This window comes from Streptantibioticus ferralitis, from assembly GCF_029223525.1.
In the GTDB taxonomy this organism is placed as follows: domain Bacteria; phylum Actinomycetota; class Actinomycetes; order Streptomycetales; family Streptomycetaceae; genus Streptantibioticus_A; species Streptantibioticus_A ferralitis.
Window position 1 is genome coordinate 219,629 of the sequence record NZ_JARHTQ010000003.1, and the last position, 13,962, is coordinate 233,590.

The following is a 13,962-nucleotide window of genomic DNA, read 5'->3' on the forward strand; positions in this document are numbered from 1 at the left end:
CATTTCAGGGGTCTTCTATGGATGAAACGTACACTTTAAGGCTGTTCGGCGGCCACCTAGGGTCAACTCACGAATCCGGCCTTGACCAGGGCTCCGCCTCCCGGACCCCCTTGAGGAAGAAGAAGGAAGTTCACATGACCACCACCGAGCCGCGCGGCCCCGTCGACTCCTCGCGCATCCCCCGGTACGCGGGCCCCGCCACGTTCGCCCGGCTGCCGCGCCTGGACGAGGTCGGCACCGCAGACGTGGCCGTCGTGGGCGTCCCGTTCGACACCGGGGTCTCCTACCGGCCCGGCGCACGCTTCGGTGGCAACGCGATCCGCGAGGCCTCGCGGCTGCTGCGCCCGTACAACCCGGCGCAGGACGCCTCGCCGTTCGCCCTCGCGCAGGTCGCAGACGCCGGTGACATCGCGGCCAACCCGTTCAACATCAACGAGGCCGTGGAGACCATCGAGGCCGCCGCGGACGACCTGCTGGGCACCGGCGCGCGGCTGATGACGCTGGGCGGCGACCACACCATCGCGCTGCCGCTGCTGCGCTCGGTGGCGCGCAAGCACGGCCCCGTCGCGCTGCTGCACTTCGACGCGCACCTGGACACCTGGGACACCTACTTCGGCGCGGAGTACACCCACGGCACGCCGTTCCGCCGGGCGGTCGAGGAGGGCATCCTCGACACCTCCGCCCTCTCGCACGTGGGCACCCGTGGGCCGCTGTACGGCAAGAAGGACCTGGACGACGACGAGAAGATGGGCTTCGGCATCGTCACCTCGGCCGATGTCATGCGGCGCGGGGTGGACGAGGTCGCCCAGCAGTTGCGGGAGCGGATCGGTGACCGCCCGCTGTACATCTCCATCGACATCGACGTCCTGGACCCGGCGCACGCCCCCGGCACCGGCACCCCGGAGGCGGGCGGGCTGACCTCGCGTGAGCTGCTGGAGATCCTGCGCGGGCTGGCCGACTGCCACCTGGTTTCCGCCGACGTCGTGGAGGTCGCCCCGGCGTACGACCACGCGGAGATCACCTGCGTCGCGGCCTCGCACACCGCGTACGAGCTGACCACGATCATGTCCCGGCAGATCGCGGCGGCCCGGGAGTCCGGCAAGTGACCGTACGCAACGGCGGCGATCTGGTCGTCGAGTCGCTCAGCGCGCTCGGCGCCACGACCGTCTTCGGACTGCCGGGGCAGCACGCGCTGGGTGCGTTCGACGCGCTGCGCAGATCCCAACTGGCCTACGTCGGGCTGCGGATGGAGAACAACGCGGGCTTCGCGGCCGACGCCCATGCTCGCGTCACCGGCACCGCGACCCCGCTGCTGGTCTCCACCGGCCCCGGGGCCCTGATGACGCTGGCCGCGCTCCAGGAGTCGGCGGCGGCGTCGGCGCCGGTCGTGGCCATCGGCAGCCAGGTGCCGGTGGCCGGTCTCGGCGGCGGCCGCCATGGCTATCTGCATGAACTGCCCGATCAGAAGGCCTCGTTCCGCGATGTGGTCAAGTCGGTGCACCCGGTCCGTACCGCCTCGCAGATACCGTCGGCCATCGCCGCCGCCTGGGAGTCCGCGCTCACCGCTCCGCACGGCCCGGTGTGGGTGGAGATCCCGCAGGACGTGCTGCTCGCGCCGGTCGATGTGCCGCCGGTCAGCGCGCTGGAGGCGACGCCGCGTGCGCTGCACCCGCGTCCGGAGCTGATCGCCGAGGCGGCGGCCCGGCTGTCGGCCGCCGAGCGCCCGGTGATCCTCGCGGGCGGCGGAGTCATGCGCTCCGGCGCTACCGCGGAACTCCGCGCGCTGGCCGAGAAGTTGGGCGCTCCGGTGGCCACCACCTTCGGCGGCAAGGGCGCGTTCCCCTGGGAGCACCCGCTGTCCCTGCAGTCCTGGCTGGAGGACCGGCACACCACCGAGTTCCTGGCGGACGCCGATGTGCTGCTGGTTGTCGGCTCGGGGCTCGGCGAGCTCTCCTCGAACTACCACACGTTCCGCCCGCGCGGCCGGGTGATCCAGATCGAGGCCGACCTCGGCAAGCTGGAGTCCAACCATCCGGGTCTCGGCATCCACGCCGACGCGGCGCTCGCGCTGCGCGCACTGGTGCGGGCCGTCGAGGAGCGCCACGACGACGACGCTCCGAAGGCCGCGGCCGGTCTGCTGGCCCGGGTGCGCAGCCGCCTCGCCGCCCAGGACCTGGGCACCGAACAGCGCCTCCTGGCCGCCGTCCACCAGGCCCTGCCGGACGGCTCGCCCAGCTTCTGGGACATGACCATCCTCGCCTACTGGGCATGGTCCGCCTGGCCGGGTCCGATGCACTCCGCGCAGGGCGCGGGCGGCCTCGGCTACGGCTTCCCGGCGGCCCTCGGAGCCGCCGCCGCGAACCGTACGAAGCCCGTGCTGGCCGTCTCCGGTGACGGCGGCGCGATGTACTCGATAGCCGAGCTGGCCACCGCCCGCCAGTACGAGCTACCGGTGACCTGGCTGATCGTCGACGACGGCGGCTACGGCATCCTGCGCGAGTACATGACCGACGCCTTCGGCGCCCCGACCGCCACCGAACTGTCGAGGCCCGACTTCGTGGCCCTGGCCGAGTCCTTCGGCGTCCCGGCGGTCCGCACCACGCCGCAGGACCTGGCCGCCGACCTGGCGAAGGCGCTGGCCACCCCCGGCCCGTCCGTGGTCGTCCTTCCGGCGGTACTGCGCATGTTCGCGCCGACGCATCTCCCGGAGGGGTGACCAAGAGGCTCGCCCCAGGAGGCGTCTGCGGATTGGTGAACTCGGCTGAGGTCCGCTGAGGTTTGCGGACGGCGCGGCTTGATCAGGAGTAGCGGTCCGTCTTCACGTCGCGTATGAAGGAAGTCCAAGCTTCGGCGGAGAAGAGCAGCACCGGACCTTCGGGGTGCTTGCTGTCGCGGACGGGGACCACGCCGGGGAAGCCGTCGGCGACCTCAACGCATGTGCCCCCGTTTTCACCGCTGTAGCTGCTCTTGCGCCAGACGGCACTCTCTAGGTTGGTTACCTTTGTCATCGGCTCAAGCCCTTCATGATGGTGGCAATCATGTCGATGGATGCGTCAGGCGATAGGGCTGCAGCCCGGAGAAGATCATAGGCTCGATGAGCCTCACCCAACGCCTCAGGCTCGGCACGCAGTTGGCCCTGATAGAAACCGTCTACGTAGAGCACGTCTGGCCCTTCGTTGAACGACAGGGTCCAGAACGGGTAGTGCGATGGGTGGACGACCACGTCGGCGGGAACCACCTGAACCACGATCCGCGGCACCTCGGCCGCCTCAAGTAGCCGCGCGAGCTGGGCCCGCATCACGGAGGGGCCCCCGAGGTTCCGACGAAGTGCGTTCTCATCGATGATCACCCATAGCCGGGGCGGATCATCGCGGCTCAGAATGCGCTGCCGGTTGAGTCGCGCCGCGACCAACTCCTCGATCTTGTCGGGGCGTGCACCCGCCAGGACGGCCTGCGCGTACCCCTCCGTCTGAAGCAGCCCCGGGATGAGCCGGGTCTCGAACGACTGGATGGCGCTGGCCTGCTCCTCCAACTCGACGAATGGCCGGAACCATGCCGGGTACGCGTACTTGATCACCAGCGGCCACAGCCGCGCGAAGTGCCCTCCCGTGTCGAGTACGGCGTCGCACTGCTCCGCCAGATCCTGGCTCGGTACCCGCTGGGCTGCCTCGATCTTGCATAACAGTGACGGGGTGCAGAACACGAGCTTCGCCAGCTGCGCCTGCGACATCTTCGCCTCGGTCCGTACTCGTCGCTGCTCCGCCCCGTAGAACGCCAGCATGGATGACGCCGAGTCAACTTCCAAGTCCGCGCTCATGATCGGCTTCTTTCCGTTGACAAGCCATGTGTCACTGATCAGCCCCTGCCGAGCGTAGCGCCGAACGGGCAGCCTTTGGATACACAACGTCATATGCCGCTCACGGAGCGATGGAGACAACGGAAGGCGCACAGATGTACAGCACCCCTCACGATGCGTTGAGGTTCGTGGGCTTCGTTCTGCCGTCGCTGGATGGCGAGTTCCCTCTCACGGGCTCTCCGCAGGTGCGGCTCGGCAGTCTGTCGGCGAAGGAGGCCCACCGGCTGGCGGCATGGATCCGAGACCACGGATGAGCGCTGCCGGACGCGAGGGTCCACCTCGGATGACGCTGCGGGTGTACCGCGTGGGTCCGGACGGTACGGGCGTCGTCGACCTCTCCTCCTGCGTAGTGCGGATCGGGGATCGGCCGCGGGAGTTCAACCCGTTCGCGTTCCCTCCCTGCGAGTGTCCCCGTTGCCGCGCTGAACGTGAGGAGGAACAGGCGCAGACGGCGGCGGCACTGCGGGGACTGAACCGGTAGGCACGGGGCACGCAATACGTCCCGTACGCCCGCGGACCATGTCAAAGCCCTCATGGCCTGCGGCGCTACGCCGCCCCCTCGCGTGCGCCCTCTTCCGCTATCTGGGACGCGGCTACCGGCTGTCGGCGCTGGATGCTCCTGACCAGCCCGTACGGCTGGTGTCCGGCAGATTGCTGATGGACGCGGGAGCGGCGGCCGACCCGCGTCGCGGGCGTCGGGAGATCATCTAGGGGCATCGATCCCGGGCCGTAGGGACGGGGACGCCCGAGGGACTTACGACCTCGGCCGTAGTCGTCCCGAGACCATGGTCCCCCGTTTGTTGCCGCAGGATGAAATCAGCACGCCACGGCGTTTGCAGGGACCGATGGCGGACTGGACTACGGAGGTTCCGGGTGGCGGCGGCGACGGCGAAGCAGCGAGGTCAGCAGGGCTGGCTACGGCGAATCTCCGCCGAGTGCCGGCGGTATCGGCGCAATGTGCTGCTGGCGCTGGGGGCGTCGCTCGCCGGAATGGCCGTCATGGCGCTGGTACCGCTACTGCCCCGGCTGATCATCGACGATGTGATCGTCAAGCACACCCGGTCCATGGGGCCCTGGGCGGGTCTGATGGTTCTGGCGGCGGTCGCCGTCTACGTCCTCACCTTCATGCGCCGGTTCTACGGCGGACGGCTCGCCCTGGACGTCCAGCACGACCTGCGGACCGCGATGTTCCGTTCGATCACCCGGCTGGACGGCGCCCGGCAGGATGAACTGGACACCGGGCAGGTCGTGGGCCGAGCGACCAGTGACCTCCAGCTGATCCAGGGCATGCTGTTCATGCTGCCGATGATGATCGGCAACGTGCTGCTGTTCGTGATGTCGCTGGTGGTGATGGCGGTGCTGTCGCCGCTGCTGACCGTCATCGCGCTCGCCGTCGCCCCGGCACTGTGGCTCATGGCCGATCGCAGCCGTACCCGGCTGTTCCCCGCCACCTGGTACGCGCAGGGACAGGCCGCGGCCGTCGCGGGCGTGGTCGACGGGGCGATCACCGGGGTCCGCGTCGTCAAGGGCTTCGGCCAGGAGGCGCAGGAGGAGGCGAAGCTGCGCGGGGTCAGCCGCCTGCTGTTCGCCGCGCGGCTGCGCACCGTACGGCTCAATTCCCGGTACAACCCGGCGCTGCAGGCGGTGCCCGCGCTCGGTCAGGTCGCGATGCTCGCGCTGGGCGGCTGGATGGCGGTAAACCACCAGATCAGCCTGGGCACGTTCGTCGCCTTCTCCACGTACCTCGCCCAACTCACCGGCCCGGTACGGATGCTGACCGCCATGCTGACCATCGGCCAGCAGGCCCGGGCGGGAGTCGAGCGGGTTTACCAGCTGATCGACACAGAACCGCGCATCAAGCAGACGCACAACGCGCGTGAACTGCCCGCCGACGCCGACGCCAGTGTCGAGTTCGACTCCGTGACCTTCGGCTACGACCCCGAGCGGCCGGTGCTGGAGGACCTCTCGCTGCGTATCGAACCCGGTGAGACCGTCGCCGTGGTCGGTGCGTCCGGATCCGGCAAGTCCACCGTCTCGCTGCTGCTGCCGCGCTTCTACGACGTGACGGGCGGCGCGGTACGGGTGGGCGGGATCGACGTCCGCGAGCTGACCTTCGACTCGCTGCGGGCGGCCATCGGCCTGGTACCGGAAGACAGCTTCCTGTTCTCCGACACGATCCGCGCCAACATCCTCTACGGCCACCCGGACGCCACCGAGGAACAACTGCTCGCCGCCACCCGCGCCGCCCAGGCGCATGACTTCATCACCGCCCTGCCCGACGGCTACGACACCGTGGTGGGCGAACAGGGCCTCACCCTTTCCGGCGGCCAGCGCCAGCGCGTCGCGCTGGCCCGCGCGGTCGTCACCGACCCGCGGCTGCTGCTGCTCGACGATGCGACGTCGGCCGTGGACGCCCGGGTCGAGGCCGAGATCCATGACGCACTGCACGAGGTCATGCGCGGCCGCACCACGCTACTGATCGCCCACCGCCGCTCCACACTGGGGCTGGCCGACCGCATCGCGGTGCTCGACGGCGGCCGGCTGGTGGATGTGGGAACCCACGAGGAGCTCCAGGAGCGCTGCGCGCTCTACCGCAGGCTGCTGACCGACCCCGATGAGCTCGCGTGCGACGTCCGCACGCCCGACCCCGCCGGAGCGTCCGGCGCACCCGAGGCGTCGGACGGCCAACGGCTCCCCGACGAACCCGGTGAGCGGCTCGTGGCGGCGGGCTTCGCCGACGGGGAATCGGCCGCGATCGGCCTCGCCGTTTCCCCGGCGGCGCTGACCGACGGCACTCGCCGCGTCGTACGGCATGTCGTGGACGGCATCACTCCGGAACTGTGGCGCCGGCCGAAGGAGGAGCGGAACCCGGCGGACGGCCACCAGTCCGCCAGCACCGCGGCTGCCGCCGGGCCCGGCCTGGCGGGCGCACTCGCCGGTATGCCCGCCACGCCCGAACTGCTGGAGCGGGTCGCGGCGCTGCCACCCGCCACCGACACCCCGGACGTCGACGAGGAGCGGGCCCGCCAGACCGATCCGGCCTTCGGACTGCGCGCCCTACTGCGCGGATTCGGGGCCCCGTTGCTGATCAGCCTGGTGCTGGTGGCCGCCGACGCGCTGGGCGGACTGCTGCTGCCCATCCTGATCCGGCACGGCATCGACCAGGGCGTGGAGCGGCTGGCGCTCGGCGCCGTGTGGGCCGCCTCCGTACTCGCCCTCGTCGTCGTCCTGGTGCAGTGGGCGGCGCAGATCGGCGAGACACAGCTGACCGGCCGCACCGGTGAACGGGTGCTGTACTCGCTGCGGGTGAAGATCTTCGCGCATCTGCAGCGCCTCGGACTCGACTACTACGAGCGCGAGTTGACCGGCCGTCTGATGACGCGTATGACCACCGACGTCGACGCGCTGTCGACCTTCCTGCAGACCGGACTGGTCACCGCGGTCGTCAGCCTGCTGACCTTCTTCGGCATCCTCGTCGCACTGCTCGCCCTCGACGTGGAACTGGCGATCGTGGTCTTCGCGACGCTGCCGCCGCTGATCGCCGCCACCATCGTCTTCCGCCGCAAGTCGGTGCGGGCGTACGGCCTCGCCCGCGACAAGGTCGCCACCGTCAACGCCGACCTGCAGGAGCATGTGGCGGGGCTGCGGATCGTGCAGGCGTTCCGCGGCGAGCGGGCGGGCAGGCGACGGTTCGCCGATCGCAGCGCGGAGTACCGGCAGGCGCGGGTGCGCGGCCAGTGGTACATATCGGTCTACTTCCCGTTCGTGCAGTTCCTGTCCAGCGTGGCAGCGGCGCTGGTGCTGATCGTCGGTGCCAGCCGGGTCGACAACCACACGCTGACCGCGGGTGCGCTGGTCGCGTATCTGCTCTACATCGACCTGTTCTTCTCGCCCGTACAGCAGCTGTCGCAGGTCTTCGACGGCTACCAGCAGGCGTCCGTGTCGCTGGGCCGGATCCGCGAGCTGCTGCGCGAGCCGACCGCGACCCCGCTCGCGGAGAACCCGCGGGCGGTGCCGGAAGCCGGGCTGCGCGGCGAAGTGGTCTTCGACGATGTGCACTTCGCGTACGGCGACGGGGAAGAGGCGCTGTCCGGTGTGGAGTTGCGGATTCCGGCCGGGCAGACCGTCGCCTTCGTCGGCGAGACGGGCGCGGGCAAGTCGACACTGGTCAAGCTGGTCGCCCGGTTCTACGACCCGACCAGCGGCGCGGTCCGGGTGGACGGCGCGGATCTACGCGATCTCGACCTGACCGCATACCGGCGGCGGTTGGGCGTGGTGCCCCAGGAGCCGTATCTGTTCGCGGGGACCGTACGGGACGCCATCGCTTACGGGCGGCCCGACGCGAGTGACGCCGAGGTCGAGGCGGCGGCGCGGGCGGTGGGGGCGCACGACATGATCGCCGGGTTCGCCGACGGCTACCTGCACCGGGTGGGCGAGCGCGGACGCAACCTCTCGGCGGGACAGCGGCAGCTGTTGGCGCTCGCCAGGGCCGAACTGGTCGACCCCGATGTGCTGTTGCTGGACGAGGCGACCGCCGCCCTCGACCTGGCGACCGAGGCCCTGGTCAACGCCGCCGCCGACCAGCTGGCGATCCGGCGGACCACGCTGGTCGTCGCCCACCGGCTCACCACCGCCGCACGCGCCGACCGGGTGGTGGTGCTGGACCACGGACGGGTGGTCGAGGACGGTACGCACGCCGAGCTGCTCGCCCGGGGCGGCAGGTACGCGGAGCTGTGGCGCACCTTCGCGGGCACCGACGAGCAGGTAGCGGTGTAGCGCCCAGCCGCCCCGCGTGAGCGGGGCGCCGCTACAACTTCCGTGCGCAGCCGACCTTGTGGTGCTGCACGCCCACGTACAGGGAGGTGGCGGGCGGGCAGTCCGCACGGGAGGGGACGATGGCGGTCACCCTGTACTGCGGGGAGTGCTTGCCCGAGCCGTCGCAGGCGGTCTCCTCGGCCTCGTCGGCGCCCTCGGTGTACACGCAGTCCCCGACGATGGTGTTGGGGCCGCCGCCCTTGCCGGGGTCGCCCGGGTGCGGCGGGTGCAGGTCGCGCAGACACGCATAGCCCTGTGCGTCGCGGTGGGCCGGAGTCCGGGTGGCGCTGGTGCCGCTGATGCCGAGTACGAAGTCGGTTGTGTCGGGGCAGTCCGGGGCGTCCGCCGAGCCCTTGGTACGGCGCACCGTCACCGTCGCCACCGCGGCCGGGTCGTCGCAGACCACCTGGTGGAAGGAGCCGCCGGTGCCGACCCGGTCGTGTGCCGCGCAGGTCCCGACGGCGAGGAAGGCCGCGGCGGTCGGCGAGCTCGACGGGCTGACGGACGGCGGGGTGTACGCGCTGTTCCCGGTCGGCCCCTGGTTGGGCATGCAACCGGCCAGCGCCAGCGCGAGCGGCAACACCGCCGCGTACCGGCTGATCCGGTGCCGCGAACCCCACATGGCGACCCCCTCGTCCGACTTCCTCCGTATTCTCCCACCCAGGCCGTGATTGACTGCCCATCAGCGGGATGATCCACACCCGAACGAGTGTCGCCGCCGCTGGGGACCCGGCCCCGGTTCGGGGCCGGTCCGGTTGGCCTTGGTCGGGTTGCGGTTGTTGGGCCGCCGCCGTCCCCGCCGTGCGGCCTGCTCTCGGCTGCGGCGGCACAGATCGCGGGGCAGGCCCGCGAGACCACTGGGGGTTTGCGGGCTTGCCCCCCAAAGCAATCCGCCGCGACGGCGAGCAACCACGACGATGGGGACCGGCGGTGCCCAACCCACCGCAACCCAACCGAGAAGCCCCGCGGCAGCCAACTCACCGCAACCCGGCCAGCAAGCCCGAGGAGGCCGGCGCTTGCCCCCAATAAGACCAGCCGGAGGCTTACCCCGGGAGGAACACAGGGGGTTTGGGGGTCGCCCCCACACGATAATCCGCCGCGACGGCGAGCAACCCCAACGGCGTGGACCGGCTGTGTCCCAACAACCGCAACCCGAACCAGGAAGCCGGCCGCAGGCTCTACCAGCGTTCGCGCAGCACCCGCACCGCCTCCACGATCGCCGGGCGGCGCGCCGCGCCGAGTCGCCACACCGCGAACACCCCCCGCGCCGGCGCCGGTTCCAGCCGCCGTACCACCACCTCGTCCGGCACCGGTCCGCGGCCCAGCCGTGGCACCAGTGCGATCCCCAGACCGGCCGCCACCAGCGCCAACTGCGTGTGGTACTCGGCGACGTGATACGCCACATCCGGCTCCGTCCCGGCCGCGCGCAGCGTCCGCAGCAGCCAGTCATGGCACACCGTCCCCGGCGGCTGGCAGATCCAGCGGGCGTCCGCGAGGTCCGCCCGCACCAGTGTGTCGCGCCGCGCCAGCGGATCACCGGCCGGGACGAGCACATCGCATCGGTCCTCGCCGATCACCGCGCGCGCCAGGCCGTCCGGTGCGGGCAGCGGTGCGATGTCCCAGTCGTGCGCGACGGCCAGGTCCACCACACCGCGGGTCACCAGATCGACCGAGACATGCGGGTCCTGCTCGACGAGGCGCAGGTCCAACGATGGGTGGTTGCCGATGAGTTCGGCGATCACACCGGGCAGCAGCCCGCGTGCCGCGGTGGGGAAGGCCGCCACGGTCAACCGTCCCGACGGGGTGCCGCGCCGTTCCTCCAGCGCGACCTCGGCCTCCTCGACGATGGACAGCAACTGCCCGGCGGTCGTGACCAGCAACTGCGCGGCGTCGGTCAGAGCCACCCCCCGGCCCTGCCGCTCCAGCAAGGTGGTCCGTGTCTCCCGCTCCAACTTGGCGATCTGCTGCGACACGGCCGAGGGTGTGTAACCGAGCGCGGCCGCCGCCGCGCCCACCGAGCCATGCGTATGCACCGCGTGCAGCGCACGCAGCCGACCGAGATCCAGCACTTCTCCCGCCCCGTTCAGCCGGTCAGTTCAGTGAATCTGTACGCGATCACACCGCGGTGACCGCTGACGCTGCATGGTAGAAGTCCGGACGACCGGGCGACGATCCCAGCCCGCAGCGCACCGGCCGCCACCGGACGACCGGATCAGGCCGACTCGTTCAGCAGCCGCCACAGATGGGTTCGCGCATCGTCGAGGAGGTCCGGCAGATCCGGCACCCGCGGGAACCACCGCTTCTCGTACTCCCAGCACAGCCAGCCGTCCCAGCCGTCCCGGCTGAGCACCTCCACACACTCCGCCAGCGGCAGCACGCCCTGGCCGAGGGGGAGCGGTGTGCTGTCCTCCACCGAGGCGATGTCCTTGACCTGCACGTAGCCCAGATGCGGTGCCAGCGCCGGATAGGAGGCCGTCGGCTGCTCGCCGCCCAGCCAGGTGTGCATCACATCCCACAGCGCACCGACCGCACGGTGTCCGACCAGCCCGAGGATCCGCTCGACGTCGGCCGCCGTGCGGTGCGAGTCATGCGTCTCCACCAGGATCCGGACGTCCCGGTCCAGTGCGCGGGGGGCGGCGGCCGCGAGCCGCCGGGCCGCGACGGCGTCGGCACTGGTGCCGCTGCCGACCTCCGCGCCGGGGAAGACCCTGACGTACGGTGCGCCGAGGTCGGCGGCCAGCTCGACATGGGCCCGTAGCTCGGCCAGCACTGGTTCGTCCGCGCCCGGTGCTGCTGCCTGCACGTACGAGCCGACGCACAGGACCTCCACCCCGGCGTCGTGGAACTCCCGGGCGACGGCGGCGCGTTGGGCGGCGGACAGACCGGTGTGCACCGGCTCCTCCTCGGCGTGCGCGCGCAGTTCCACGCCGTGGAAGCGATGGTCGGCGGCGAGGCGGACCACCTGGGCCACCGGCAGCCCGGGCACACCGAGGGTCGAGAACGCGAGCTTCATCGGTCGGACCCTAGTGCGCGGTCACGGCCGTGTCACGGACGCGCGAAGCGCGGCGGTCTCAGAGCACCAGCCGCCAGTCCTGGCCGACCAGATCCTGGCCGAAGCTGTGGTGCGGCTTCTCGGCGACGAGTTCGAACCCCGCCCGCTGGTAGATCCTCCGCGCCGCGACCAGCACGTCGTTGGTCCACAGCACCAGTTCCCGGTATCCGGCGCTCCGCGCGAAGTCAACGCACTCCCGCACCAGGCGCTCGCCGATGCCGTGGCCGCGTGCGCTCGGCTCGACCAGCAACAACCGCAACCGGGCGGTGCCGGGCGCGGTGTCGCGGACACAGAAGACACATCCGACCGGCTCGCCCTCGAACTGGGCTATCAACGCGGCCTCCTGCGCCGGATCGTGCTCCGCCGCGAAGTCCGCGACGATCCGGGCCACCAGCGCCTCGTACTCCTCGTTCCAGCCGAACTGCTCCGCGTAGATCGCGGCGTTGCGCTGGATCACCCATCCGAGGTCGCCCGGCGCGGGGCGGCGCAACGCGATGACCCCGAGCCGGGGGCGGGTGAGGATGGCCGTCACCGTGTGCAGCGCCTCGCCGAGCCGGTGCCGCTGCCCGGCGCCCAACCGGCCGACGAGATCGGTGACCGCGTGCTGGGACCGTTCGTCCAGCAGCGCGGCGGCCGCGCGCCCGCTGTCGGTGAGCCGGGCCACCTGCACCCGGCGGTCCGCGGCGAGCGGCTCACGGGTGATGAGTCCGGCCTTCTCCAACCGCGTGAGCACCCGGCTCAGATGGGCCGCGTCCGCCCGGACGGTGTGCCGCAGCCGGGGCACCGGCAGGTCGGCCGTCTGGTGCAGCTCGTACAGCACCCGCGCCTCGGTCAGCGAGTACGGCGTCCCAAGGCGGCCCTCGTAGTCCAGTGCGCCGATCAGGCTGGTGTAGAAGCGGTTGAAAGTCCGTACTGCGTCGATCGTCGGGGCGAGTGACGCGGTGTCGTTCATACGGCCTCCTCGGCGGGACTGACGGAGAAAGCTTGCGTAATCACTTGTCACTGACAAGGGTAGGGCCTGTTCAGTGGATCCTCGTCGGGTTGCGGCTGGTTCGCTGCCCGCTGGAGCGGCCGTGGCGGCTGGGGCGTGGTGTGTGAGGTCCTGGACTCGAAGGCCGCTCAGGACGCTCCGGGTGCGGCCGTTGACGCGCGCGGGACCAGTTCCGCGGCCACCGTGGCGACCCCGCCGGGTGGAGCGCTCTCCCGGTCCATCACCAGGCGGCCGGCCCATGCGCCCGCCTCGTGCAGGGGGAGCCGGACCGTGGTGAGGGCAGGTGCCGCGTCGGCGCTGAAGGGGAGATCGTCGAAGCCCGCCACCGAGACGTCCTGCGGGACCCGCAGCCCCCGCTCGCGTAGTGCCGCGCAGACGCCCAGCGCGGCGGTGTCGTTCGCGGCGACTATGGCCGTCAACTCGGGTGCGCGGTCCAGCAGTTCGCGTGCCGCCGCATAACCGGCGCGGCGGTCGTAGTCGCCGCCCGCCGTGAGCCGCGCCGCGTCGGCGGTCAGGCCGTGGGCGGTCAGCGCGGCACCATGGCCTTCCAGACGATGCCGGGTGGTGGTGCGGTCGTCGGGGCCGGTGATGTAGCCGATGTGACGGTGGCCCAGAGACAGCAGATGCTCGGTGAGCCGCTGCGCGCCGCCCCGGTTGTCGAAGGCAAGGGTGGTCGTGGTGGCGCCGCCGTCCACCGTCAGCGGGGGCCGCCCGCAGAGCACGACGCGGGTGCCGTCGGCTGTCAGCCGGGCGAGTTTCGCGGTGACGGCCCGGGTGTGCCCGGTTCGCTCGGCGGTGCCTCCGGTGAGGATCACTCCGGCGGCCCGCTGCCGCTGGAGCAGTGTGAGATAGGTGAGTTCGGCCTCGGGGCAGCCGCCGGTGTTGCAGACGACGGCGAGCTTGCCGCCGCCCGCCGCGACGCCTTCCCGCGGCCCGCGGGCTATCTCGGTCTGTGCGGCGCTCGCCAGGATGCCGAAGAACGGGTCGGCGATGTCGTTGACGAGCACTCCGACCAGATCGGAGGTGGCGGCGGCAAGCCCCCGGGCCTGCCCGTTGACCACGTACTCCAACTCCTCGACGGCGCGCAGCACACGTTCGCGGGTACTGCCCGCGACGGGGTAGTTGCCGTTCAGCACACGGGAGACGGTGGCCGACGAAACCCCCGCCCGCGCCGCCACATCGGCCAAGGTCACGGTCATCGATCCTCCGCCTTCACCAGCGCCACTGAGGGGTTGCCCTGTTCGGCGA

12 protein-coding genes are annotated in these 13,962 nt (G+C 71.2%); 5 read left to right on the plus strand and 7 right to left on the minus strand.

What is annotated here, in order from left to right; genetic code table 11:
• Window positions 1–134 precede the first annotated feature (134 nt).
• Together speB and P2L57_RS06710 are read left to right on the plus strand one after the other, a co-directional pair.
• Complete coding sequence (gene speB, locus P2L57_RS06705; protein ID WP_275809794.1) at window positions 135–1,106, plus strand: agmatinase; 972 nt, start codon at window positions 135–137, stop codon at window positions 1,104–1,106.
• The gene (locus P2L57_RS06710; protein ID WP_275809797.1) at window positions 1,103–2,716 is read left to right on the plus strand and encodes a thiamine pyrophosphate-binding protein; all 1,614 of its coding nucleotides are present in this window, start codon (window positions 1,103–1,105) and stop codon (window positions 2,714–2,716) included. Before speB ends, P2L57_RS06710 begins: the two co-directional genes overlap by 4 nt.
• Window positions 2,717–2,798: 82 nt before the next feature.
• Here the strand turns inward: P2L57_RS06710 and P2L57_RS06715 are convergent, their stop codons facing one another.
• Both P2L57_RS06715 and P2L57_RS06720 read right to left on the minus strand, forming a co-directional pair.
• A complete protein-coding gene (locus P2L57_RS06715; RefSeq protein WP_275809800.1) occupies window positions 2,799–3,008 on the minus strand; it encodes a DUF397 domain-containing protein in 210 nt (69 codons plus the stop codon).
• Window positions 3,005–3,781, minus strand: a complete 777-nt coding sequence (locus P2L57_RS06720; RefSeq protein WP_275809803.1) for a helix-turn-helix domain-containing protein — start codon at window positions 3,779–3,781, stop codon at window positions 3,005–3,007. Before P2L57_RS06720 ends, P2L57_RS06715 begins: the two co-directional genes overlap by 4 nt.
• A 170-nt stretch (window positions 3,782–3,951) precedes the next feature.
• On the opposite strand from P2L57_RS06720, the gene P2L57_RS06725 reads away from it, so the two are divergent.
• The 3 genes from P2L57_RS06725 (at window position 3,952) to P2L57_RS06735 (ending at window position 8,632) form a co-directional block, all read left to right on the plus strand.
• Window positions 3,952–4,110, plus strand: a complete 159-nt coding sequence (locus P2L57_RS06725) for a hypothetical protein (RefSeq protein WP_275809806.1) — start codon at window positions 3,952–3,954, stop codon at window positions 4,108–4,110.
• A 265-nt stretch (window positions 4,111–4,375) separates the two neighbouring features.
• Window positions 4,376–4,567, plus strand: a complete 192-nt coding sequence (locus tag P2L57_RS06730; RefSeq protein ID WP_275809809.1) for a hypothetical protein — start codon at window positions 4,376–4,378, stop codon at window positions 4,565–4,567.
• A gap of 162 nt (window positions 4,568–4,729) precedes the next feature.
• Window positions 4,730–8,632: an ABC transporter ATP-binding protein gene (locus P2L57_RS06735; RefSeq protein ID WP_275809812.1), complete on the plus strand. Its 3,903-nt coding sequence runs from the start codon at window positions 4,730–4,732 to the stop codon at window positions 8,630–8,632.
• A 31-nt stretch (window positions 8,633–8,663) separates the two neighbouring features.
• Here the strand turns inward: P2L57_RS06735 and P2L57_RS06740 are convergent, their stop codons facing one another.
• The 5 genes from P2L57_RS06740 to P2L57_RS06760 all read right to left on the minus strand — a co-directional run bounded on the left by P2L57_RS06740 (window position 8,664) and on the right by P2L57_RS06760 (window position 13,913).
• Complete coding sequence (locus P2L57_RS06740; protein WP_275809815.1) at window positions 8,664–9,293, minus strand: hypothetical protein; 630 nt, start codon at window positions 9,291–9,293, stop codon at window positions 8,664–8,666.
• Window positions 9,294–9,849: 556 nt separating this feature from the next.
• A complete protein-coding gene (locus tag P2L57_RS06745; RefSeq protein ID WP_275809818.1) occupies window positions 9,850–10,740 on the minus strand; it encodes a LysR family transcriptional regulator in 891 nt (296 codons plus the stop codon).
• 143 nt (window positions 10,741–10,883) lie between these two features.
• Entirely contained in the window at window positions 10,884–11,684 is an 801-nt protein-coding gene (locus P2L57_RS06750) for a sugar phosphate isomerase/epimerase family protein (RefSeq protein WP_275809820.1), read from the minus strand.
• 58 nt (window positions 11,685–11,742) lie between these two features.
• Complete coding sequence (locus P2L57_RS06755; RefSeq protein WP_275809822.1) at window positions 11,743–12,675, minus strand: bifunctional helix-turn-helix transcriptional regulator/GNAT family N-acetyltransferase; 933 nt, start codon at window positions 12,673–12,675, stop codon at window positions 11,743–11,745.
• Between the two features lie 167 nt (window positions 12,676–12,842).
• On the minus strand, window positions 12,843–13,913 hold the full coding sequence (locus tag P2L57_RS06760; RefSeq protein WP_275809824.1) for a LacI family DNA-binding transcriptional regulator: 1,071 nt from the start codon (window positions 13,911–13,913) through the stop codon (window positions 12,843–12,845).
• Between the last annotated feature and the right edge of the window lie 49 nt (window positions 13,914–13,962).

Coding starts and splice junctions, on each gene's coding strand:
- speB (WP_275809794.1), top strand. CDS start 135: ATGACCACCACCGAGCCGCGCGGCCCCGTCGACTCCTCGCGCATCCCC.
- P2L57_RS06715 (WP_275809800.1), bottom strand. CDS start 3,008: ATGACAAAGGTAACCAACCTAGAGAGTGCCGTCTGGCGCAAGAGCAGC.
- P2L57_RS06720 (WP_275809803.1), bottom strand. CDS start 3,781: ATGCTGGCGTTCTACGGGGCGGAGCAGCGACGAGTACGGACCGAGGCG.
- P2L57_RS06725 (WP_275809806.1), top strand. CDS start 3,952: ATGTACAGCACCCCTCACGATGCGTTGAGGTTCGTGGGCTTCGTTCTG.
- P2L57_RS06730 (WP_275809809.1), top strand. CDS start 4,376: ATGTCAAAGCCCTCATGGCCTGCGGCGCTACGCCGCCCCCTCGCGTGC.
- P2L57_RS06740 (WP_275809815.1), bottom strand. CDS start 9,293: ATGTGGGGTTCGCGGCACCGGATCAGCCGGTACGCGGCGGTGTTGCCG.
- P2L57_RS06750 (WP_275809820.1), bottom strand. CDS start 11,684: ATGAAGCTCGCGTTCTCGACCCTCGGTGTGCCCGGGCTGCCGGTGGCC.
- P2L57_RS06755 (WP_275809822.1), bottom strand. CDS start 12,675: ATGAACGACACCGCGTCACTCGCCCCGACGATCGACGCAGTACGGACT.
- P2L57_RS06760 (WP_275809824.1), bottom strand. CDS start 13,913: ATGACCGTGACCTTGGCCGATGTGGCGGCGCGGGCGGGGGTTTCGTCG.